The sequence below is a fragment of the Ruminococcus sp. genome (genome assembly GCF_017549005.1).
In the GTDB taxonomy this organism is placed as follows: domain Bacteria; phylum Bacillota; class Clostridia; order Oscillospirales; family Ruminococcaceae; genus Ruminococcus.
Genome location: NZ_JAFYYT010000032.1, coordinates 1 through 23,086 on the forward strand (window position 1 = coordinate 1; position 23,086 = coordinate 23,086).

A 23,086-nucleotide genomic window follows, 5' to 3' on the forward strand; every position below is an offset into this window, starting at 1 on the left:
ACGATAAACTTCGTCCGCTTTATGAAATTAAAGCGTCCGCTGCTAATCTCCTCATTCAGACAGTTGCCTAGAAGAGTAAGTAGTAACTCATCGTTACTTGAACCAACCTCGTTGTATGTACTAAGGATATCTACCAGCCTCGACTCTGTTCCTTCGTCGAAGAATACGCCAAAATATTCATCATATGTTCGTAGGGCAGCTACGAGTATATAGTAAGCGTTTCTGCGTTGAGCAGGAATCATATACGGAGTCTTCTTAGAGACTTCTTCGATATTCGCATTAAAAATCTCGATAAACTCACAAAATTCCTTCTGTATTCTTTCGATGAGCTTGGCGTCGTGGGACTCCAATACCTCTGTCAGGACTGCCTGACTGATATCATAGTTACCATCATAACCTGAGAAATCAATACACAGATCCGGACGCATCTGAGCAAATGCGTAATCTGATACGATCACTGGTATCTGACAGAAACCAGAATTGCTGTTGAGCGCCCTACGCTGAAGAACATCTATTGCTTCCTCACGTTTTTTTGATTCATCTGCCTTTGTATCATCAACAACAAGCAGAACTGCATCATTCAGCAGCCTGCTTGCATGTTCGATATTCTTGGCCCTGCTCAGTGAGAGTACTGAACCGTGACCGTAACTTACGTTATCAAACATTGCAGCCCACAATGAACTGTCAGCCATATCAGTAGTTTTGAAATTAATGATCTGATTGAACGAAACGCCATACTCTCCCGCAAATGTAAGCATATAGCTTGATTCACGGATTAGGAATGGAACTTTAAGATCAGGCCAAGTGTTGAATATCTCATTAAACGCTCTGTCCCAACCATGTTCCTTTTTAAATAGAGCTTTTCTGATTTTCGGTGTTTCACGTCCAGCGATGCTCTCTGGGATCATCTTTTGTAGCACCGTTGGGTATTTCATGCGAGATTCCCAAAATACACTGATTTCAGAGACCAGACACCATCCTTGCTTAGCTCCTACCTCAATTGGTTCTGCTTCCTCTGCTTTCTCAATAATCAGAGTCTCGACCAACTTCTCGCAAAGTTCATCCTTACTCTTGCTGCCTTGAGGCGGAACGTTGAGCCTTTCACTTACCTTGTGCTTGTCGAATAGTACATATGAAATGAAATCCTCGGTAGTGTCGGACATTGTGGTATGATAATACTTTATAATGTATCCTATTTTCGTCCCAGCTTGAATAACTGGTTGTGAATAAGATACGCTGATTTCTAGAAGTGGAATAGTTTTCGTAACTTTTCCGTTGAACACTTTCATCCAACCGTGTTGAGTTCCGAGCGAGTTTGAGAAAAACAGATCAAACTCCACTCCGTACTTCTGAGCCGATTTATGAATCAACTCATCAAAACTTTTGAAGCCAAATCTTGTTATCCCGAAAACTTTTGCGCCTTTGGGAGTATCTGCTTGGATTACCTCAGGCGGATGTTGTTGCTGCTGAGGCAGCATTCTTTCGACAGGCATATTGCATTGCCCCTTTCGTATTTTTATTTCAGTAACCGCAGAAGTAGGTGAAATTTTTCAATGGTCACAAATACCAGCTGGTTTGGAGCCGATTTGGGGCTTTTGTGACGTTCAATATTTTTTTCACCTGCTTCTAACAGCATCTGAGATTTTTTTGGACTTTTGGTCCTTACTTGTATTATACTTCAGGGCAAATATTATACAATTCAAAATGGATTATATTATATTTTATATTTTTTGAAAGGAATTGAGACGGTTATGGATAAGCCTTTTGGCAAATTAATTGATTTAATCTATATAGAAGGATATTTTGAAAAAGGTTCTGTCAATGGCGAAGATTTTAGTGCTAAGCCGTTTTTCGTTTTAAAATTATTAAAAGGAAGCGTTGCATCCCCTGACAGCATTACATTTTCAAAGTCAGCTATAAATGGATATATCGGCGGTGATCCATTTGACTCAGTTGTTGATGCACTCGTAAATGCTGGATATAAAAATGAGCTATTAGCAAAACACATTGAAAGACTATATGAAAAGAAGCATAAAGACACAAAGACTTATCGAGACAGATTTAACGGTAAGAGCTATAAAGAATCATTATACGAAAAAGTCAAAGAGGAAATGTCAGATGTTACGTTTGAAAATTTGTCTAATATTTTGGCTGAAAGGTTTGATGCTATACTCGGAATAAATAAAGCTCAAGAACACATCAATACTGAGAACAAAGATAAAAACGAGCCCGCTCAAATAACTTATTCTTATACTATTTCCGAATCTGAAAAGAAAGAAGTAAAGAATATTTGCAGTTTAATTGACGAAAGTATTAAAAAGCTGCATAAAATAGGAGTAGCTATAAATGGTATACTTTCAACTATCCATAACTATGATAACGAGCCTAAATGGCGGCTCAGCCTTTGGAACTGTTTAAGGGAACAAACGGAATTATATAACAGCGAATACGATATTTGTAGTCAGCACTGCTCAGCTCTTGCTAATTTGCTAAAAACCAAAGTTCGCATTAAGACTTGCATAAAAGCACTATACGATATCGCTAACGAAATAGTCGATAATAAGTATATTGCTTCGCAAAAAGATTATAATCTTGAAGTATTCAATACAATGATGAAGAAGTTTCAAGATAATCACAAGCTGTTACTTAAGTACATAGATGAAATATAATGTGCTTAGCGAGCCACCATTCGGAGGCTCATTACAATGTTTCATATGACCTTAGTCTAATGCCATATGCAAAAACTGTGGCATATAAGTTGTTTTTCAGCTTTTGAAATATTGCAAATAAAAACGACACCCTATTGCAAGAGTTTGAGCCGGCAAAATGCCGGCTCTCTCCTGTTTATGTAAACTTCCTTTTGTACTCTTTAAGCCTGCGGTAAAAGGTATTGGCACGCAGGCCCATTTCTTTCTGAAATTCTACGGCTGTTATTTCTTCAGCCTTCCACTGCTCGTACAGCTGGCCGAACTTTACCCAGTCTGTAGAAATGGGCTGCCGACCTTTGTACTTTCCCTGTGCTTTTGCAATAGCGATACCCTCGCGTTGGCGCTGTAAAGTCTGCTCGCGTTCAAGCTCTGAAAGTGCCGCGAATATCGACAGAACGAATCGTCCCTGCGGAGTATTGGTATCAATATTCTCCTTGCTGCTGACAAGAGTTACGTTCTTGCGCTGGAGCACATCAATGATATTTAACAAATCTCGGGTAGAACGACCAAGCCTACTGATGCTCTCAATGTAAAGAGTATCGCCTTCACGGACGTATTCAAGCATAGCTTTCAGTTCAGGACGGTCAGCATTCTTGCCTGACATTTTCTCAGCAAAGATGCGCTCTACCTTATATTGTTCCATTAACGCTTCCTGTCGTGCTGTTTCCTGATGTTCCGTTGATACACGGATATATCCTATTCTGCCCATCAGAACACACCACCATAGCAGCTTTCATAAACATCTTCACCGCACATGTATTTGACGTCTCTGAGTGCTTCGCGGAGCAGGCTGTGATCTGTGAGCATATCTTCAATCTCGTCGCTGGTGTAGCCGTACTCAAGCAGGAGCTCAACATCCGAGCTGTCAACTCCGTAACAGCCGCAGTATGCCAGTAGAATTTCCTCGTGTGCATTACAATAAGAAGAGAGGTCATCATCATACCAGCTCATGTACTTGGATCTGTATATTTTAGGTTCGTACCGTGAGCGTGTGATTTTGCCGTTCCTGTCGATACGGATGATATCGCCTTCTTCGGTATCAACACGCTTGCTCTCGAACTTCTGTAGTCCCAACTGCTTGAGAGCCTTTTTCATGATAGTCTCCGTTGAAGCATATACATATAAGCCTATTGTCTCGAAATGGAGCAGGTACATTGGATTGCTGCCCTTGACGATATATAGGCTATTGTACTGGTCAAGTACGGTAAATGTAAAGTTGCCTTCAACTGTCTCCGCCATATACTGAAGACTGTCGAAGTCGAGCTTTCCCTGCTTTTCAATCAGCTGTACACCGATATAGCTGTCAGTATCTATATATGTATTCGATATCACACCGTCTTTTCGTAAGTCTTTATCGTTCCAGAGGACACCGTTATGTGCAAAGGCAAACTCTGTATCAGCATGACCAGGGAATGGATGATTATTGTAGTTATGTTTCTTATCTCCCTGAGTTGCTAACCTCGTATGTCCCATGATTGCTTTTGTTCCGTTAGGTGCGTTGAAATGCAGCTTATGTGCAGGCTTTGGTCTTTTGAATATCGTGACCTTGCCATCGTGAGCATAGCTGATGCCAGCTGCATCCGTGCCTCTCTCTTCCGCGGCATTAGCCAATGCCTGTGTAAGTTTCTTCAGTACCCTATATGGGACAATCCCTTTATAATCGAGCCATCCGAATAATGCGCACATACTTCATTCCTCCCCATTATCGTTATCGAAAGGCAAATCAAGCGAGCCACCAGCTGCACCTGCTCCGCCAATCAAAAGTGCTATCAAACCTACTGCCTTAACAACGTCTTTGATATCCTTTTCAGTTTCTTCATCCATGTCGAATATATCTGCAAGAAGTCCCATCACATTTCCTCCTCTGTTATCACTTCTTCGTTTACATATAATCTGCGCTCTTTTAAATACTGGATCAATTCAGGTTCCTTTACCGTATCTACAAACTCGCTCCAGCTCATATTCGCTATACCTTCATCTGTCAGACTGATAGCGAGATCGCAGATATCATTTACAAGTTCTAATGCAGCAATGAGCGTGTTGTACTTGAGTGTACCTCTGAACAAACGAAACTCTATAGTCGAATAGTTCATGAGGTTAACCGCAGCATACCGCCCTAGATTTCCTTTTTTTGCTTTTTCGAGGATGTCTCTGCCAGTTCTTTCATACCCGTACCTTGCAGCCCAGCGGTTGATAGAGTATTCACTTCTACGGCTGAACTTCAGAAGCTCTGACCAATGCGCCTCAACAAAGAACAAGATACGGGCAATAATTTCATCCTGCTCTTCACGACTATCACCGAGACATGAGCGATTGACATGAATATGGAGTCCACAGGTACTTGTCTGATGTGAGCGATATCCTAGATATATAGCCTTTTTCATAATATCTTCCCACTGAAACTGCTTATGAAAATCCAGGCTCATTGGGTGAGTTACAAGCTCCATACCATCATCAAGGCTACCATCGCCTTTAATATAAATATGCTCTTGTTCTCTGTTGGCGATAACAAGCAATTCATCAGCATTATCACTGTCTTTACCTGCTCCGTCAATCTCAAGTTCAACGCCGAAATAGCGCTGACTATCACCGTAGAATATAGGCTCTGGCTTGTAACCATAGTCGTGTATACTGCGACTCTTGTCAACTTCATCATGATAGCACTCGCTGCAGTAGTCATAGCCGTCCAAGTGGTAAGCGTCATCTTCGTGTAATAGCGCATCACAGCAGCTGCATCTGGTGTAATGGTTGTGATAGCAGTGACTACATAAAGTTGTATAGTCGTCACCAAAACTTTCACTGGTCCAGATTATAGCACCGCACCTGTCACATGTCGTAGTATGTTGCTCAATACAGTCTGTACATACTATCTCACCGTCGATAGTCTCATAATCTTCATCTTCGTCAATAACAGCTCCACAATGAGAGCAATACATGACATTTCCATTCTTTTCATCCATTTGTAAAAACCTCCGTAAAATAGAAGAACCAGCCCCCGAAGGGGCTGGCATTAATGTTAATATTCTTCTGCTAAAAGCATTGTGCTGTGGTCACCGTCATCTATTATGTACAGCTTTTCCGTTATAGGCGTATCTGACGGTATAATATACGTCATACGGTATGCAGGCTCTTCCGAGCTATGAGTAATAGCCTGCATAGGACCAGCTGCACTCAGTTCAAAGACCTGTAAATAGTCTTTTGGAGCAGGCATACGCTCAACACACTCCCACAAAAACATCTGCAATTCCAATGGGATAGTGCTGTCGACACCGCAGGTAAGAAAACGATTAGTATTATGCATCTTTTCGATCCTCCTTTCATTATCATTGAATACGCGCGTAAGTATTCAAGTTAATAATATACATATAGAAAATCGAAAAAATCGGAGGTTTTCGCGAAAAGGCCTCAAAAGGCCTTTTTTGAAAAAAATGTATTACGAAGTAATAATGTATATATCAGTTTTTGAAAAAATCGGAATTTTGATGATTTTGTAAAAATGTATTACTATATGATAATCTGAGCGTAAGCGACCTGTATACTCAGTGTAGTCTTGGAGGTTCAAAACGAAGTAACATGTATCAGTAGAGAGAACTATTGATATGGTACATGTGATATGACAGAGATGATGGTTCGAGTATATGTGTACAGTACCGGAGTAACAGTCACAAGTCACAAGATCCTTCGATTCAACCCACTAACCCGTCCATTCGATCTGCATACTTCTTGGACTTCACTGAGTTGTTTCAAGTCAGATAGCAATATCCGCGCCAGATTTATACTATAGTTGAAAGGATAATTCGTATGAGAAAACCCGAAGAGAAAAAGACCGTGCGCAAAACGGTACTTATGACAGAAGCTTTGTCAAATGAAATTGAAGAAGAGGCTAAGGAGCGAGGTATTAAACCTAATGCCGTGATGAACGAAAGGCTGAAACATCCTGGAAACGACAACAAACCGTCATTCATGGCAGCGGTTCAGGACTTTACAAACAAAGCTGTGAAAGCAGTGGCGAAATATTCCGAACCGGAAGCAAAAGCACTTGAAAAGGAAGGTAATAAGTTATGGACATACTAACTCAGAAGCGTATAACAGATAACGGCGATGGAGCAGGCTACTTCAGACATTGCGTGAATTACGTGTATAAGGATAAGCTCGAACCTGGAGAAAAACGTATACTGACCAAAGGTTATGGCGTATGTGATACCAATCCGAAATATACATACACCCAGATGTATGGAGTGAAGGATTATTTCGGAAAAACAGGCGATAACCCAGTAATGCACCTGGTTGTGTCATTTGATAAAAACAAGGTGTTTGACTCAATAACAGCCTGCAATCTTACAGAGATAATCGCACAGCACCTGAGAAAGAAGTATCAGGTAATAACAGCTGTTCATTATGAAAACCAGGGAGGTTCACTCTACCATGCTCATTTTGTTGTAAACACGGTGGATATCTATAACGGAAAGCTCTATCACAGCGGTATTTATGAACTCGGACAGTTAGCAATATTCATTCACAACCTGACCGGAAACTTCTGTAAGGCCGAAATCAAGTATGAGGATCCCACAAAGTAAAAACAACGTAGAATAGAATAAAAACAAGAAAGCCTATAACGACAATTCTGAAAATGAAATCAAACAGCTGTGTCTATATTGATATATATAAAGGTCTCCCCGCACGGGGAGATCGCTGTTTGATACTGTTTACGGTCAATGGAAATGCTAAAATCACGAAAGGAACTGCAATTGTGACCAACTGTACACGGAGAGCTTAACTAATATTGCTCTTATAACGCAAAAAAGGCATACACCTTCAACAACGAGAGTATATCCCCCTTGCTGAATACTGTTTTATCGCCAATGGCTTTTCTTTCACCTACAGTTTCATTACTACAAAAATGAAGCAATAATCAGAAACGTGAATTGAGAATTAAAATGAGCCTATGACGGTTCCAATTCTTTCTCAATTTGCCTAATCCTTCAAAACAAATCAGCAATGATATCACCTAAAAAACTACAAAGCCAACGGCAAAAATGCTGTTGGCTCTGTAGTTTATGCTGTATTTCAAGGATCTGTCTATAAAAGACTTTTCTGATACTCTTAAATATCACACTCCGAAAAGGAGCTTGTCGTATGCAGGGAATGGCCAATAAGATTCAGCCGTTAATGTCTCTGCCTTGTCAGCTGCGGCACGGAGCTTATCCATTGCCGGGAGCATACTATCGCGGACAAATTCAGATGCCTTAATGATAACATCCTGCTTTTTGAAATCTGCAACTACTTTTTCAAGCTTTGTTGTTGCCGAATCCATTTCATCAATTAACTCTGAAAGCTCAGTAACAAGGCTGCTCTCGTACTTGCAGGCTACCTTTGATACGCTCTTCTTGATAGATACTGCATAAGCTGTATCAGCTGCAAACTTAGAAACGGCAGGGATTATCTCCTTGCGAGCCATGTCTATCATGGTTATAGCTTCAATGTTGACTGTCTTGATGTAGTTTTCAAGCATGATATCACAGCGTGAGAATATCTCAGCCTCTGTGAATACACCGTGAGAGGTGAGCATATCCACGTTTTTCTTGTCGCAGATATGAGGCATTGCGTCAGCGGTGGTCTTAAGGTTCATAAGGCCGCGCTTCTCTGCTTCCTTTATCCATGCGTCATCGTAGCCGTTGCCGTTGAAGATGATGCGTTTGTGTTCCTTGATAGTTTTCTTGATAAGGTCGTGAAGAGCCTTGTTGAAGTCCTTAGCACCCTCCAGCTTGTCTGCAAACTGCTTCAGTTCTTCTGCTACAGCTGCGTTGAGGTGGATATTAGCGCAGGAGATACTGTTGGAAGAACCAAGCATACGGAACTCGAACTTGTTTCCTGTAAATGCAAATGGGGAAGTTCTGTTACGGTCAGTGCTGTCCTTGCTGAACTTAGGCAGAACATCAACGCCAAGCTGCATTTTTTCTTTCTTTGTGCCGCCGTAGGGCTTATCAGCCTCGATAGCGTCGAGAACGGCCGTGAGCTCGTCGCCGAGAAAGATAGAGATAACAGCAGGGGGAGCTTCGTTTGCACCCAGTCTGTGGTCGTTGCCTGCGGTTGCAACGGAAAGTCTCAGCAGATCCTGATAATCGTCAACAGCCTTGATAACTGCTGCAAGGAAAAGCAGGAACTGTGCATTCTCAGCGGGAGTCTCACCGGGAGAGAGGAGATTCTCGCCCTGATCTGTGGAGATAGACCAGTTGTTATGCTTACCTGAGCCGTTAACGCCTGCAAAAGGCTTTTCGTGAAGCAGGCAAACAAGTCCGTGACGGATAGCAACTTTCTGCATTACTTCCATTGTCAGCTGGTTGTGGTCTGCGGCAATATTTGTTGTATCATATATAGGAGCAAGCTCGTGCTGTGCAGGAGCAACTTCGTTGTGCTTTGTCTTTGCAAGGATACCGAGCTTCCACAGTTCCTTGTCAAGGTCTGCCATATACTCGGCAACTCTTGGCTTGATAGAGCCGAAGTAGTGGTCGTCCATTTCCTGTCCCTTAGGAGGCATAGCACCGAAAAGAGTACGACCTGTCATGATGAGGTCTTTTCTCTTCTTCCACATCTCACGGTCAACGAGGAAGTATTCCTGCTCAGGACCAACGGAGGTCTTTACGCTCTTTACCTTGTCATTGCCGAAGAGTTTCAGTATACGGATAGCCTGCTTGTTGAGGGCTTCCATTGAACGCAGGAGAGGTACTTTTTTGTCCAGTGCTTCACCTGTGTAAGAGCAGAATGCAGTAGGAATGTAAAGTGTGCCGTCCTTGATGAACGCATATGAAGTAGGATCCCATGCAGTATAGCCTCTTGCTTCAAAAGTTGCACGAAGTCCGCCTGACGGGAACGAAGAAGCATCAGGCTCACCCTTAACAAGCTCCTTGCCTGAGAATTCCATGATAACTCTTCCGTCAGGTGCAGGTGAAATGAAGCTGTCGTGCTTTTCAGCAGTAACGCCTGTCATTGGCTGGAACCAGTGTGTATAGTGTGTAGCTCCTTTTTCTACTGCCCACTCCTTCATAGCAGCTGCAACTGCATTTGCTACGGATATATCAAGAGGAGTTCCCTTGTCGATAGTTCTTTTCAGTGATCTGTATACTTTATCTGAAAGCGTTGCTTTCATTATTCTGTCGTCAAACACCATTGAGCCAAAATAATCTGTTATCTTTTCCATTGTAATTACCTCCGAATCATATTTGTGTAAGGCAGACTGCAAGTTATCTGTTGCTTGCAGTCTGCTCATGTTATTTTAAGCTTTTTCCCATTCAGCAGAGTCGTGGAGTGCGTTGTAGCCTTCTTCGCCTGTTCTGATCTTGATAACGTTCTCGATATCGTAAATAAACATCTTGCCGTCGCCGTAGTTGCCAGTGTAGAGAGCAGATTTTGCTGCTGCAACTACCTTTTCAACAGGAACTGCACATACTGCGATCTCAGCCTTTACCTTTGGAAGCAGGTTCATCTCAACTGCTGCGCCACGATAGTAGTTTGTCTGTCCGTTCTGCATTCCGCAGCCAAGAACATTCGTTACTGTGATGCCCTTGACATCAATGTGTTCCATAGCCTCAATGAACTGCTGGAGTTTCTGCTGTTTGAATATGACTACAATATTTGTGAGCTTTGTTGCACCGTCAGGTGAAGGTGCGGAGTAGTTCTTTACTTCAACTGCCTCGTCAACAGGAACAGCAGGTGCTTCCGGAGTGCCAACCTTCTTGACGCTCTTTGCGTCGTCCTTAGTGTAACCGTACATTCCTGCGTCTGTAAGTGCAGGTGCGAAGTCTGCATAAGAGGAAATAAGACCGTGCTCTGTAACATCGAGACCGATGATCTCTTCCTGCTCTGAAGCACGAAGTCCGATAGTGTGCTTGATAAGCTGGAAAACGATAATCATTGAAACAACTGTGAATGCTGCGATTGCTGCGAAGCCGCCGAGCTGTCTGCCGAGGAGTCCAAAGCCGCCGCCGTAGAAAAGACCTGAAAGCTGGTCGCCGTTCTGGTCAACAAGTGAGTAGCCTGGTACTTCAGGATTTGCAAAGAGACCAACTGCAATTGTGCCCCAGATACCGTTCATCATGTGAACTGCAACTGCACCAACTGGATCGTCGATGTGGAGTTTGTAATCAAGGAACCATACGCCGAAGCAAACGAGTAAACCTGAAACAATACCAATTATTGCAGAGCCAAGACAGTCTGTAACATCACAAGGAGCTGTGATACCTACAAGACCTGCAAGTGAAGCGTTAAGACACATTGAAACATCAGGCTTGCCATATTTGAGCCATGTGAAGATCATGCAAGTTACTGTTGCGATAGCAGGAGCAACTGTTGTTGTAAGGAATACTGAACCGAGCTGGTCGATAGAAGTACAAGCTGCACCATTAAATCCGTACCAGCCGAACCAGAGGATAAAGCAGCCGAGAGCACCAATTGTAAGGTTATGACCCGGGATAGCGTTTACCTTGATCTCGCCGTCCTTTGTTTTGTGGAATTTACCGATTCTTGGTCCCAGGATTGCTGCACCTACGAGAGCTGCGATACCGCCTACCATGTGGATATGAGCCGAACCTGCGAAATCGTGGAAGCCCCACTGGCTGAGCCAGCCGCCGCCCCAGCCCCAGTGAGCCTCGATAGGATAAACGACTGCACTGATGATAGCTGAGTAAACACAGTAGGATAAGAATTTTGTTCTTTCAGCCATTGCACCCGAAACGATAGTAGCTGTCGTTGCACAGAATACAAGGTTGAAAACGAAGTTTGACCAGTCGAAGCTGCCGTAGGAAGTGAAGATATCAAATCCTGGAGCACCGATTATACCGACCAGGTCTTCACCGAAGAGAAGACCGAAGCCTATGAGTATGAAAACAACTGTACCGATACAGAAGTCCATAAGGTTCTTCATGATGATATTGCCTGCATTCTTTGCACGGGTGAAGCCTGTCTCCACCATTGCGAAGCCTGCCTGCATAAAGAATACAAGAGCAGCGCCTATAAGAAACCATACGCCGAAGACCAGGCCGTTGGTCTCATCTAAGGCCTGTTGTAAAATTGTCTGAGAGTCCATAGAAATTCCTCCTTGATTAGTTACAGCATAAAATTTTAAGGGGTGCACGACGCACCGATACCTCGGCACATCATACACCCCTTTGTGTATGGAATTAGCGCTATAAACCAAAACAGCGCCGCAGACTTATCGTCTGCAGCGCCCTTGCTGTTTACAATGTCATTATAGCCCATGCTCCACCGTTTGTCAATACCTTTTTTCAACTTTGTCGGAATTTAATATTTATTGACACTTTAAACGCAAAAAGCAAGATAAAATCTACAAAAGAAAAATCTCTAAAAAGTAATATCTTGCATCATGACTATATACAGTCAGAAATACTTGACTTTCATAGAAAAAAGTTCTATAATTTTTATAAAGCAAAGGTGCTTCGGTATTTACCGTATGCACCTTTTTTGTATTGGAGGAAAAATTATGAGTAATAGACCTGTTATCGGAGTTATACCTCTTATCGACTACAATAAAAACAGCTATTGGATGCTGCCCGGTTATTTCGGCGGAATAATTGAAGCAGGAGGTATGCCGGTTATGCTTCCTCTGACAAGCGACAGCACAGATATCGAACAGATAACATCTATGTGTGACGGTTTTCTGTTCACAGGAGGACAGGACGTCGATCCGAAACTGTACTCTGCAAGAAAGATCGGTGCCTGCAGCGAGTGCAGCTCCGAACGTGATATCATGGAAGGAATGCTCCTTAAACGTGCAATGGAGCTTGACAGGCCGATCCTCGGTATATGCCGCGGCATACAATTTATAAACGCCGCACTCGGCGGAACACTGTGGCAGGATATACCCTCGCAGTTCTCGGATACTGTATCCCATTGTCAGAAGCCGCCATACGATGTCCCTATACATGAGGTGAATATAAAGCAGGATTCGCCTCTGCATTATCTTCTGAAAGCCGATATTATCCCCGTGAACAGTTATCATCATCAGGGAATACGAGAGCTTTCGCCTGCACTTTTGCCAATGGCGAAAGCTCCCGACGGACTGATAGAAGCTGTTTGCGCCACGAAGCAGAAGTTTCTTTGGGCAGTGCAGTGGCACCCCGAATTTTCTTATCCCAAAGATAAAAACAGCAAGCTTATTTTCAGGGAATTTATCAGGCACTGCTGACGAAATAAATTGTTTACCTTTCCATTTTCCATATCTGTGCCGAATAAGGCGGCAATTCACTTCCTCCGCCAAAATCGTGCTTTGTACCTGTAATAAGCTCATCTGCCATACCGCAGCCTGCATCGAAATGTGCTGTAAACGGCTGATCTTCTGCATTTATAGCGATAAGTATCCTCTCGTCATCACATCTGCGCTGAATGATGCACTGCTTATTGGTGAGCACAGGAACGCTTATATCACCGTAACAAAGAGCTTTGCTCTCGCGGTGTATCTTTGCAAGCTTTGAGATATACGCCGAAAGATCGTTGTCTATGGGCTTGTCGAAGGATACTCTCAGTGCAGGATCGCCGTCCTTTTTGTCGGCTTCCGCCCCCCATTCACTTCCGTAGTAAATACACGGTATTCCGGGCATTCCGAACATTATCGCATAGACAAGCGGAATGTGATTTTTGTTTGTAAGTATCGTTGCAATTCTTGAAACATCGTGGTTGTCAACGAAACTGAGAAGATGCATACCTCTGTACTGACACCACTGCTCAGGTCCGAACTGATTTTTTAGCGAGTGGCATATCTCAAACATATTCATACTGTTGAAGCTCGAATACAGTCCCTTATAGCACTGATAATTGGTTGCGGAGTGTAACATATCATTGTTTACGAACTGCGAATAATCGCCGTGAAGAAGCTCACCTATGAGGACGAAATCCTCCTTCAGTCCGTTTGTGAAGCTGCGCAGCCTTTTCAGGAATTCCTTGTCAAGGCAGTACGCCACATCAAGTCTCAGACCGTCAATATCAAACTCATCTACCCAGCCTTTGATGCAGGAGAAGATGTGCTCAACGACTTCGTTGTTCCATAGATTGAGCTTAACAAGTTCATAGTGACCTTCCCAGCCCTCATACCATAAGCCGTCATTGTAGTTTGAGTTACCGCCGAAATTTATGTGAAACCAATCCTTATAGCGTGAATTTTCACGATTATGCAGAACGTCCTGAAACGCCCAGAAGCCTCTTCCGACGTGATTGAAAACGCCGTCAAGAACAACCTTTATTCCTCTGCTGTGAAGCTCCCTGCAGACCTTTGCGAAGTCCTTGTTGCTGCCAAGACGGCAGTCGATCTTTGTATAATCTCTTGTGTCATAGCCGTGAGAATCCGACTCGAATATCGGAGAAAAATAGACTGCATTGCAGTTGAGCTCCTTGATATGGTCTGCCCAGTCGATGACTTTCAGTATCCTTGACTGTGGTATACCGTCATTTGCAAATGGTGCTCCGCAGAATCCCAGCGGATATATCTGATAGAATACGCTTTCATATGCCCACATTTTAACGCCCCCATTTATAATACTATACTTTTATTATACCTTAATTTTTTATTCATTACAACCTTTTTAGTCTATAAGGTCATTCTGAAACCGTGATAAATGCTCGAAAGGCAGAATCTGCCGACCTCTGAAAAGTCCGCAGCCGTCATTTATGAGCTGATTGTTTATAGCCTTGAACATATTTACGTCTATCTCTGCAAGCTCCAGCTCCTGCAATTTTGTAAGTCGTTCATATGCTTCATCAAAATAAATACACTCGCCAATAGGTATCTCATCACGCTTTGTACGCCTTGATTCCTGCAATTTCTCATATCCGAAGTGATTTGCCTCGCCTATCTCCGCAAAGTCGTCCATATCCTTGGTACGGAGCTGCAATTCCGTATAACAACGTGCAAGATTATCGTAAAAGGTTATATGTATAGACTGATATCCGGTGCTTCTCGGAAATGTCACATAGTCGCGGTAATAGGGTCTGACAGCTTCCTTGAGTCGTTCGGACTGCCTGTCCTCGGCAAAGCCTGAAAGCTCCGCTGTAAAACCTCTTTCCTCAAGAAATTCCGGCAATGTATCTGCTATGTCATAGAGATACTTTTGCTCGACCTCACTCCTTGAATCACCGCTTTTGATGTGGCAGGCAGGCATAGAAATAACGATACGATAGGCGATAAGGTCGCGGAAGCATATGAGCTTGCTTTTTATTTCAGCTTCCGATGGGAATTTGCCGTTCTTTTTGTAATACTTGTAAATGTATTCAAGGATATAACCGTTGAATTTTTCCTCGGCACGGATAAGGGACTTTATCCGCCCCTTGAATGTGAACGCAAGGAAGGGATATTCCCGCGTCATATATTTATAGAATTCTTTTATCCTCTGTGACTGGGAGGTAAGGAAGTCGTTATGTTCGAGCAGTTCGATTATCTGTATAAGGAAATTCGAATGTGCAAGATCAATACTGTTATGATTCTCTTTCGCACTGTTTCGAAGGTCATTTGAATACTGGTGAAGAATTTTCAGTACAGTATTCCCCGAAATCAAATAGTCATTCAAGGTTATCATTTCATTTTTCCTCGCTCTTTGTTGTTATAGTGGTCGTGGTTGATGTAGTCGTAGTGCTTGCAGTAACGGTAGTGGAGACAATTTTGGAATTTTCTTTCGTTTCACTGCTACCACTCACAGTCATTGTTGTCACTGTTTTTCCGTCGGGAGATACAACGGTCTTTGTTTCCAAAAATTCTTTCTTCATAGATTTTTCCTTTCAATACAGGGGACGACGTCCCAAGCCATATAAATGCTCATAATGGAACGCCGAGAGCGGCGTTCCTTACTTAATAATTTTGAAGCATACTGTATTTGAATTTATTAGCGGATCGTGATATTCAAAATATACCGTTCCATATACGGGACTTCTTATCTCTGACACGACTTCACCCTCAAACGGATCGGATATCGTTCCGAGAATATCGCCACGCTCAACGCGCTTGCCTATTTCGATAAGACTCTTGAAAATGCCCGATGCTTCGGAGCGTATCTGCTTCGTTTTTCTCTCGTCGATTATTTTTGTAATATATCCCGGTGGCGTATTTGCGCTGATTATTCCCTGTTTGTCAAGGAAGCGCAGTATCGCATAAACAGCCTCGTCGGCGGCATTCTCGTCAATATCATCAGTAGCGTTTGCATATACCGAAAATGCCTTTGTTTCCCACACCTGCCAGTTGTAATTCAGCGTAGTTGTGTCATATGGTCTCGGCTTGCGGAGTATGCCAAATTGCAGTCCGAAATCTTTCATTATCTCGGGAGATATAAAACCAGTGTCCATCATTTTGACGTGAGGCAGGAAATTTCCAACCTGATAAAAGCTGGCAAGCTGTATACCGTATTCGTAGCCTTGTATTTTTGAAAAAAGTCCGTCTGCAATGCGCTGTGTGGTCTCCCCTTGATCGTAGCCGGGAAACATTCGGTTTATGTCGGTATTGTCCATTGCCCAGAAACGCTTGCCGATATTCATTGAGTAGTAATTCACGCATGGAATTACCATTATCTCGCAGTCCTCGGCTATTCTGCCATTAGCTTCGAGCTTTTTTAGCTCCTGCACCATGCGACTGCAAACATACATCTGCTGTACTTCGTTTCCGCGCATAGCTCCCACTATCGCCGCGGACTTTTTTCCGTGACCAAAACGGAATCCAATAACGTCAAGCTGTTCACGGTAAGGTGATTTCAGTGAGTATAATACTTTCTTTTTCATTCCTTGCCACCTCCTGATGCAGACTGCAATATTCTTGCAAGGAGCGAACCGCCGTAAACTACGGGATATTCCCTAAGCGTGAATATCATACCGCCGCACACAGCTTCAACCTTTTCAACTACCTTCGATGTAAGAGGATCAACTACATCACCGATATGGTCGCCTTTACTGACACTGTCCCCGAAATCGGCGCAGGGCACAAAAATGCCTGCCGCATCGGAATTCACAAAGCCTACCTCTCGTCCCTCCGAGATTATGGGCTCGCGGACGGGAGCTGTTTCTCCGCTCCACATTCCTAGCTCTTTCATAAGATTAAGTATACCGTCAAAGAGCTGTCGGCAGTATTCTTTAGTTATACGCATACCCACGCCCATCTCAACTACAAGAGTTTTAGTTCCTCTTGTGTTGAGTGTATGAGCGAGGGTAGATTCAAGAACTGTTGCGGATTCGTGTATCCATACAAAATCCACGTTCATCATTTTGGCGTATGGCAGAAGCGTCGGCGCGGTCGGAACGCTCATGCGTATCTGGGGTATCTCCTTAAGGAAGATGTTGCTTGAATGAATGTCAACGCAGACGTCTGAGCCTGCTATGTCGTCAACAATGGAAGCACATATCACCTCTATCATTGTTCCGTCCTTAGAGCCAGGAAAAACGCGGTTCATATCAAGGTCGAACATGGGCACACCGCGTGTTATGGAGTCAATACCCATTGGATTCAACGCAGGGTAGATGTCCACGATACCGTCGAGCTGAGTAATATTCTCATTTAGATAAGAGCCTATCATGTAGGCGAGATACTGCCCCTCCAGCTCGTCACCGTGAGTGCCTGTAACAAGGCTGAGACGTATCTTATTTTTTCCGTTCTGTATTCGTCGCTTCTGAATATTTAGATTTTCATTGACCGCAAGTGAGGCAGTTGCAATTGTTTCTATCATATTTATCACACCTTTCGGGCGGATAACTTCCGCCCATATGTTTTATGCCAAGACCGACCGTACTAACTGTAGCTGCTGGGTATACCTTCCGAACATCACGCCCCTGTCTATAGCACAGTCGCGGAAATCTCGTCCAGTTGATATAACGAGATAATCGTCGTTCACGGGGCAGTTATTTGCGGGATCAATACCCTCCCAGTGACTGCCCGTCCAGTATTCCACCCATGAATGAGTTTCGCCATCGCAGAACGCAAGTCCCGCAACATAACGGGCAGGGATACTGTCCATTCTCAGCAGTGAGATAAGGATATGGGAGAAATCCTGACACACTCCCGTTTTCATGGCAAAAGCCTCTGCGGCAGTTGTTGCGGTAGTTGTCACGCCCTTTTTATACTCGATTATGTCTGATAGGATATCACTGAAAAAAGCTGCTCTGTCGGAAACGTCACTGATATTTTTATCCTTAAGCTCGGTATAGAAAGCCCTGAGCTCTTCGTCGGGAACAGTATACTCCGACTGATAAAGATAACAAGGCATAAGGAATGTGCAGTGCTTTGAGGAATCCACCTCTGCCGTCCCCTTTATCTCAAAGTCAAGGAAGCGGTGATCTCCCTGTATGTAGCCCGCCGTAACGTTGTTGCCGAATGCGTCAACTGTCTGTTTTGTAGCGACAGCAGGCGAGATATCAAGTCCGCAGGAAATTATTTTCTGAGCTTCTGTATTAGGCGGTATTATGCGTAATGCAAAGCTGTGATCGTGGACATAATCATCAAATGTCAGCTTCGTTGAAAAGCTGAAACTAAGTGTTTTCATACAGTTACCCCCGTTGGTTCAAAAAGGTGTTCAAGACTTCCGAGCGCTTTTTCCGAGCTCTGACCGTAATCTTCCTCTGTACCCATTATTATCACCAGCTCGGACAGATATTTCGTATTATAGCGGTACGGCGTTCCTTTCGGAACACGGTTTAGGTTCTTGAGAAGTCGGATATATTCCTTTTCGGCAATATCATAAGGATATTTCATTCTGATGTACAGATCGAGCCGTTCGACAGTCTTGCCGATATATATAATATTTCTTATCTCGTCATCGTAGATATGCTCGTTTATACAGCCCCAGAAACCGAAAAGCAGATCTTCAAGAGGCATCAGCGAAAGCCTTGTATTTGCCGACATTCCCGACTTTCCCAAAGAATCCTTTGCAAGCTGCAAAAACGAAAGAGCTTCGGTAGATATTTCCTCACGCAGAACTATGCCGTTATCATAAGCACGTTCAAGACTGTATGCAACAGAGTTGACATTGCAGTCGTCATATAAAAAGCTCCGCATGAATGTGTCGTTGCTTCCGTAGGTATCGTTGAGCCCGAAGCATTTAAGGTAATTTGTGTACCCTCTGCGGTCGTCTATCATTTTGTCATAGAGCTTCTGTATCGTCCGCAGAGAGGTAAATGCTCTTTCAGTATAGCGTCCCAACCAGTAAAGGCGGTCGCTGTGTTCTTTTGATATCGTTGTCATAAAGGCTCCTTTCTATTTTAGTATCCATGTGTCTTTGAAGCCGCCGCCCTGCGAGGAATTCACCACAAACGAATCGGGATTGCGTGAAAATCTTGTAAGTCCCGAAGCCCATACCTTTGTCGTTTCACCCGACAGCACGAAAGCTCTCAGGTCAGCCTTTCGCATTACAGTCTCGCCGTTATCCAGTATCGGCAGGTCGAGGAAGTCAATGACCTCCTGTGCGATAAAGCGCCTCGGCTCGCCAATAATAGTTCTGCGGAATTCTTCAAGCTTTTCCTTTGTGAGATCTCTTCCGAATACAACGCCGTATCCGCCTGCCTCAGCAACGTCCTTGATGACCAGTTTTTCGAGATTGTCCATAACATATTTCATGTCCTCCTCGTAGAACGGCAGATATGTGGGAGCGTTTTTCAGTATGGGTTCTTCGCCGAGGTAATATTTTATCATCTTCGGTACAAAGTAATATATTCCCTTGTCATCGGCAACTCCATTGCCGGGAGCGTTAATTATTCCGACATTTCCGCTGCGGTATACCTCCATGAGATTTGGTATGCCTATCAGCGATTCGGGGAGAAAATTCAGCGGATCAAGGTACTCATCTGCAATACGTCTGTACAGCACTCCTATCCTCGTTTTACCGCCCGAATATGTGCGGTGATAGAGAATATTATCCTCCACGAAAAGCTCATCGTTCTGCACAAGTACAGACCCTGTATGCTCCGCAAGGTACGAATGCTCAAAGTATGCAGCGTTATATCTTCCCGGAGTAAGAATCGCCCTTATGCCGCCGCAGTTAGCGTACTCCATAGTTTCTTTCAGAAGCTTTGCATAATTGCGGTTATCGACTATCTCGTTCTCCGAGAAAGCATCAGGAGCAGCTATTCTTGTAAGCTCTCTTGCAATAAGCGGATAGGATGCTCCCGACGGTATACGGAGGTTGTCCTCCAGGATATACCATTCGCCGTCCTTAGCCTGCACGAGATCAATTCCCGAAATATGACTGTATATCCTGTTCTTCGGTGTTATTTCCTCGCACTGTGCGAGATAGCCTTTAGATATGTAGATAAAATTTTCGGGAATAATACCCTCCTTTACGATCTTTTTATCGTGATAAATATCAAAAAGGAACTCATTCAGGGCGTTTACACGCTGAACAAGTCCCTTTTCAATGCTCTTGAAATCTTCTGATGCTATCACGCGCGGTATAGGATCGAAAGGAAAGAATTGCTCATTAAAAACACCGTTTTTGTATATTCCGAATTTTACGCCGTAGCGTCTGAGAAGCTCGTTTATCTCGGTTGCGTTGCCAACTGCCTTTGTGAACTGCTTGATATTCTGCTGTGTCATTGTTATCACTCCATTCTTACGCAAATAATAAGGGCGCTCATCCATGCGGATAAGCGCCCTTGCTTGCTTTATTACACTCTCATAATACCACATCCGAAACGAATTGTCAATAGTCTGACAATATTTTTTTATGTTACTCATCTTGCATTGACCACAAGCGTTTCCCAGTTTCGATAAGAAATGTCTCTGTATCGACAGTCTGCTTGTTTTTCAGACTTGATATTGCTGCAAGATCACCTGTCATTACACCGTCGCTTATCGTCTGAAGTATTGCTTTTTCAAGCCTGTCAGCGTATTTGCAAAGCTCAGGTGTCGCATCGAGCTCGCCTCTTTTTCTAAGCGCACCGCTCCATGCGAAAACAGTTGCAACGGGATTGGTCGATGTTTTCTCACCTTTGAGATACCTGTAATAGTGCCTCTGTACAGTTCCATGAGCAGCCTCGTATTCATATTTACCGTCAGGCGACACAAGTACAGACGTCATCATTGCAAGGCTGCCGTATGCAGTAGCGACCATATCAGACATTACATCTCCGTCATAGTTTTTGCACGCCCATATAAACCCGCCATTGGAACGTATAACTCTCGCAACAGCATCGTCGATAAGTGTATAGAAATATTCTATACCAACGGCTTCAAAGCGTGCTTTGTATTCTTTTTCATAGATGTCAGCGAAAATATCCTTGAAGCGATGATCGTATTTCTTGGAAATAGTGTCCTTAGTGGCAAACCACAAGTCCTGCTTTGTATCAAGTGCATAATTGAAGCATGAACGCGCAAAGCCTTCTATTGACTTGTCCTTGTTGTGAAGCCCCTGAATAATTCCGTCGCTGTCTGAAAAATCATAGATAAGCTCTGTTTTCTCATTTCCGTTTTTATCCGTGACTTTAAGCTCTGCTTTGCTTCCTTTTTCAATCTGCATTTCGGTATTTTTATATACGTCTCCATAAGCGTGACGGGCAATGGTGATAGGCTTTGTCCATGTAGGGATATACGGCGTTACACCGTCAACAAGTATGGGAGCACGGAACACTGTTCCGTCAAGTATAGCTCTTATTGTGCCGTTAGGTGACTTCCACATCTCTTTCAGCTCATATTCTTCCATTCTAGCAGCATTCGGCGTTATAGTAGCACATTTTACTGCAACTCCGTATTTCTTGGTCGCCTCCGCTGATTCAACTGTGACTTTATCATCAGTTTTATTTCTGTATTCAAGTCCGAGGTCGTAATATTCTGTTTTCAGGTCGATATACGGAAGAATGAGTATATCCTTTATCATCTTCCATATCACACGTGTCATTTCATCGCCGTCCATTTCAACAAGGGGAGTTTTCATTTTTATCTTTTTCATATTTATCAGCCTTTCTATCTGTTTTCCATATCAATATATGGCTTTTCCTTATTAATGGATTTATATGCAGGACGCATGATACGTTTGCCGCTGTTTATCTCCTCGAATCTGTGAGCGCACCAGCCTGCCATTCTCGAGACAGCAAAAAGAGGAGTAAACAGATCGGGCGGTATCCTCAGCATTTTATATACCAATCCACTATACATATCAATATTTGCACACATTGCTTTTCTTGAGCTTTTTATGTCTTCAAAGACCTTTGGCGTGAGACGCTCTATCGAATCGATAAGGTGGAATTCCTTCTCAAACTCTGTCCCCTCGGCCATCATACCTGCGTACTTTTTCAGTATTACAGCTCTCGGATCAGACAGCGTATACACAGCGTGTCCCATACCATATATCAGACCGCTGCCGTCGCCAATTTCTTTGCAAAGGATCTTCCTCAGAATATCAGCAACTTCGTCATCGTTCTCCCAATTTTTGACATTTGCCTTTATTATTTCTTGCATTTCCAGTGCCTTGTGATTTGCACCGCCGTGACGTGGACCTTTCAGCGAACCTATCGCTGCTGAATATGCGGAATAAGGGTCTGTTCCTGATGAAGTAAGTACACGGCAGGTAAATGTCGAGTTGTTACCACCACCGTGTTCAGCATGGAGCATGAGCATAAGGTCAAGTAATTTTGCTTCATCGTGAGTAAACTTTCTGTCAGTGCGTATAGTTGAAAGTATATTCTCAGCCGTTGATTGTCCCTTAATAAGTGGATGCATTATCATTGATTTATTATCATAGCATCTTCTTTTAGTCTCATATGCACACACCATAATTACAGGCATTTTGGCAATAAGAGATACGGCTGTATCCACTTCATGCTCTGGTGTTCTTGATTCGGGTGCTTCATCATAGGAATACAGAGAAAGTACAGCTCTTGACATCTTGTTCATGATATCAGGTGACGGTGCTTTCAATATCATATCTTCAAAGAAATCCTGCGGAAGCGCACGTTCATCAGATAATGTCATTCTGAATTCATCAAGCTCATTTTTGTTCGGAAGTCTGCCTGTAAGAAGGAGAAAAACTATTTCCTCATAACCGAATCTGTCCTCAGCTTCAGCTTTTTCGATAAGATCATTGATACTGTAGCCTCTGAAAATCAGCCTTCCTTCTGTAGGCTTTTTCTCGCCGTCATCCACAACATATCCGTGAACATTACAGATATTAGTAACTCCTGCCATAACGCCTGTACCATCGGGATTCCTGAGTCCTCGTTTTACGCTGTACTTATCAAAATATTCAGCCGGAATATTATTTCCTTCAGAGAAAGCGGAATACATTACATCTTTTGTAGTAATCATCGGTATCACCTCAAATAAGAAAGGCGCCTATCCATGCGGATAAGCGCCATTGCTTGCTTAACTATACCATTATAATATCATAACTCAAATAAATTGTCAATAGTTT

At 43.3% G+C, this 23,086-nt stretch carries 22 protein-coding genes; 4 read left to right on the top strand and 18 right to left on the bottom strand.

Going from position 1 to position 23,086, the window contains the following annotated elements; all coding sequences use genetic code 11:
• A partial coding sequence (locus tag IKW96_RS07890) for a hypothetical protein (RefSeq protein ID WP_296572864.1) occupies positions 1-1,493 on the bottom strand: 1,493 nt, incomplete at its 3' end.
• 258 nt (positions 1,494-1,751) lie between these two features.
• On the opposite strand from IKW96_RS07890, the gene IKW96_RS07895 reads away from it, so the two are divergent.
• Positions 1,752-2,669 (top strand): hypothetical protein, encoded by a 918-nt coding sequence (locus IKW96_RS07895; RefSeq protein ID WP_296572867.1) that lies wholly within the window; start codon positions 1,752-1,754, stop codon positions 2,667-2,669.
• A 175-nt stretch (positions 2,670-2,844) separates the two neighbouring features.
• Here IKW96_RS07895 and IKW96_RS07900 read toward each other — a convergent pair whose 3' ends face one another.
• From IKW96_RS07900 to IKW96_RS07920, 5 genes are read right to left on the bottom strand one after another with little or no spacing between them, the layout of a single operon-like run.
• Complete coding sequence (locus IKW96_RS07900) at positions 2,845-3,417, bottom strand: recombinase family protein (RefSeq protein WP_294755314.1); 573 nt, start codon at positions 3,415-3,417, stop codon at positions 2,845-2,847.
• Positions 3,417-4,394, bottom strand: coding sequence for a class II glutamine amidotransferase (locus IKW96_RS07905; RefSeq protein WP_294755313.1), 978 nt, complete (start codon positions 4,392-4,394; stop codon positions 3,417-3,419). Before IKW96_RS07905 ends, IKW96_RS07900 begins: the two co-directional genes overlap by 1 nt.
• A gap of 3 nt (positions 4,395-4,397) precedes the next feature.
• The gene (locus IKW96_RS07910; protein ID WP_294755312.1) at positions 4,398-4,559 is read right to left on the bottom strand and encodes a hypothetical protein; all 162 of its coding nucleotides are present in this window, start codon (positions 4,557-4,559) and stop codon (positions 4,398-4,400) included.
• Positions 4,559-5,668: an amidoligase family protein gene (locus IKW96_RS07915; RefSeq protein ID WP_296572871.1), complete on the bottom strand. Its 1,110-nt coding sequence runs from the start codon at positions 5,666-5,668 to the stop codon at positions 4,559-4,561. Before IKW96_RS07915 ends, IKW96_RS07910 begins: the two co-directional genes overlap by 1 nt.
• A gap of 56 nt (positions 5,669-5,724) precedes the next feature.
• Entirely contained in the window at positions 5,725-6,009 is a 285-nt protein-coding gene (locus tag IKW96_RS07920; RefSeq protein WP_294755310.1) for a DUF960 domain-containing protein, read from the bottom strand.
• A 500-nt stretch (positions 6,010-6,509) separates the two neighbouring features.
• Here IKW96_RS07920 and IKW96_RS07925 point away from each other — a divergent pair, with 500 nt between their 5' ends.
• Together IKW96_RS07925 and IKW96_RS07930 are read left to right on the top strand one after the other, a co-directional pair.
• On the top strand, positions 6,510-6,782 hold the full coding sequence (locus IKW96_RS07925; protein WP_294755309.1) for a hypothetical protein: 273 nt from the start codon (positions 6,510-6,512) through the stop codon (positions 6,780-6,782).
• The gene (locus tag IKW96_RS07930) at positions 6,770-7,285 is read left to right on the top strand and encodes a relaxase/mobilization nuclease domain-containing protein (RefSeq protein ID WP_296572874.1); all 516 of its coding nucleotides are present in this window, start codon (positions 6,770-6,772) and stop codon (positions 7,283-7,285) included. Before IKW96_RS07925 ends, IKW96_RS07930 begins: the two co-directional genes overlap by 13 nt.
• A gap of 533 nt (positions 7,286-7,818) precedes the next feature.
• On the opposite strand, the gene IKW96_RS07935 is transcribed toward IKW96_RS07930, so the two are convergent.
• Positions 7,819-9,906, bottom strand: coding sequence for a glutamine synthetase III (locus IKW96_RS07935; protein WP_296572878.1), 2,088 nt, complete (start codon positions 9,904-9,906; stop codon positions 7,819-7,821).
• Between the two features lie 75 nt (positions 9,907-9,981).
• Positions 9,982-11,790, bottom strand: coding sequence for an ammonium transporter (locus IKW96_RS07940; protein WP_296572880.1), 1,809 nt, complete (start codon positions 11,788-11,790; stop codon positions 9,982-9,984).
• Between the two features lie 414 nt (positions 11,791-12,204).
• Here IKW96_RS07940 and IKW96_RS07945 point away from each other — a divergent pair, with 414 nt between their 5' ends.
• The gene (locus IKW96_RS07945) at positions 12,205-12,909 is read left to right on the top strand and encodes a gamma-glutamyl-gamma-aminobutyrate hydrolase family protein (protein WP_294754997.1); all 705 of its coding nucleotides are present in this window, start codon (positions 12,205-12,207) and stop codon (positions 12,907-12,909) included.
• A gap of 13 nt (positions 12,910-12,922) precedes the next feature.
• Here the strand turns inward: IKW96_RS07945 and IKW96_RS07950 are convergent, their stop codons facing one another.
• The 10 genes from IKW96_RS07950 to IKW96_RS07995 all read right to left on the bottom strand — a co-directional run bounded on the left by IKW96_RS07950 (position 12,923) and on the right by IKW96_RS07995 (position 22,980).
• Entirely contained in the window at positions 12,923-14,233 is a 1,311-nt protein-coding gene (locus IKW96_RS07950; RefSeq protein ID WP_294754995.1) for an alpha-amylase family glycosyl hydrolase, read from the bottom strand.
• 66 nt (positions 14,234-14,299) lie between these two features.
• Complete coding sequence (locus IKW96_RS07955; RefSeq protein ID WP_296572887.1) at positions 14,300-15,289, bottom strand: guanosine polyphosphate pyrophosphohydrolase; 990 nt, start codon at positions 15,287-15,289, stop codon at positions 14,300-14,302.
• Between the two features lies 1 nt (position 15,290).
• Positions 15,291-15,476, bottom strand: coding sequence for a hypothetical protein (locus IKW96_RS07960; protein WP_294754992.1), 186 nt, complete (start codon positions 15,474-15,476; stop codon positions 15,291-15,293).
• 78 nt (positions 15,477-15,554) lie between these two features.
• Positions 15,555-16,478 carry a M14 family metallopeptidase gene (locus IKW96_RS07965; RefSeq protein WP_294754991.1) on the bottom strand — a complete coding sequence of 308 codons (924 nt, stop codon included), beginning with the start codon at positions 16,476-16,478 and terminating at the stop codon, positions 15,555-15,557.
• Positions 16,475-17,416 carry a M14 family metallopeptidase gene (locus IKW96_RS07970; RefSeq protein WP_296572894.1) on the bottom strand — a complete coding sequence of 314 codons (942 nt, stop codon included), beginning with the start codon at positions 17,414-17,416 and terminating at the stop codon, positions 16,475-16,477. Before IKW96_RS07970 ends, IKW96_RS07965 begins: the two co-directional genes overlap by 4 nt.
• Before the next feature lie 42 nt (positions 17,417-17,458).
• The gene (locus IKW96_RS07975; RefSeq protein WP_296572899.1) at positions 17,459-18,229 is read right to left on the bottom strand and encodes a transglutaminase family protein; all 771 of its coding nucleotides are present in this window, start codon (positions 18,227-18,229) and stop codon (positions 17,459-17,461) included.
• Positions 18,226-18,927, bottom strand: coding sequence for an alpha-E domain-containing protein (locus IKW96_RS07980; RefSeq protein WP_296572904.1), 702 nt, complete (start codon positions 18,925-18,927; stop codon positions 18,226-18,228). The genes IKW96_RS07975 and IKW96_RS07980 overlap by 4 nt, the downstream gene beginning before the upstream one ends.
• A gap of 12 nt (positions 18,928-18,939) precedes the next feature.
• A complete protein-coding gene (locus IKW96_RS07985) occupies positions 18,940-20,274 on the bottom strand; it encodes a circularly permuted type 2 ATP-grasp protein (protein WP_296572907.1) in 1,335 nt (444 codons plus the stop codon).
• A 133-nt stretch (positions 20,275-20,407) separates the two neighbouring features.
• On the bottom strand, positions 20,408-21,625 hold the full coding sequence (locus IKW96_RS07990) for an NADP-dependent isocitrate dehydrogenase (protein WP_296572910.1): 1,218 nt from the start codon (positions 21,623-21,625) through the stop codon (positions 20,408-20,410).
• Positions 21,626-21,639: 14 nt separating this feature from the next.
• Positions 21,640-22,980 (bottom strand): citrate synthase, encoded by a 1,341-nt coding sequence (locus IKW96_RS07995; protein ID WP_294755179.1) that lies wholly within the window; start codon positions 22,978-22,980, stop codon positions 21,640-21,642.
• Positions 22,981-23,086 lie beyond the last annotated feature (106 nt).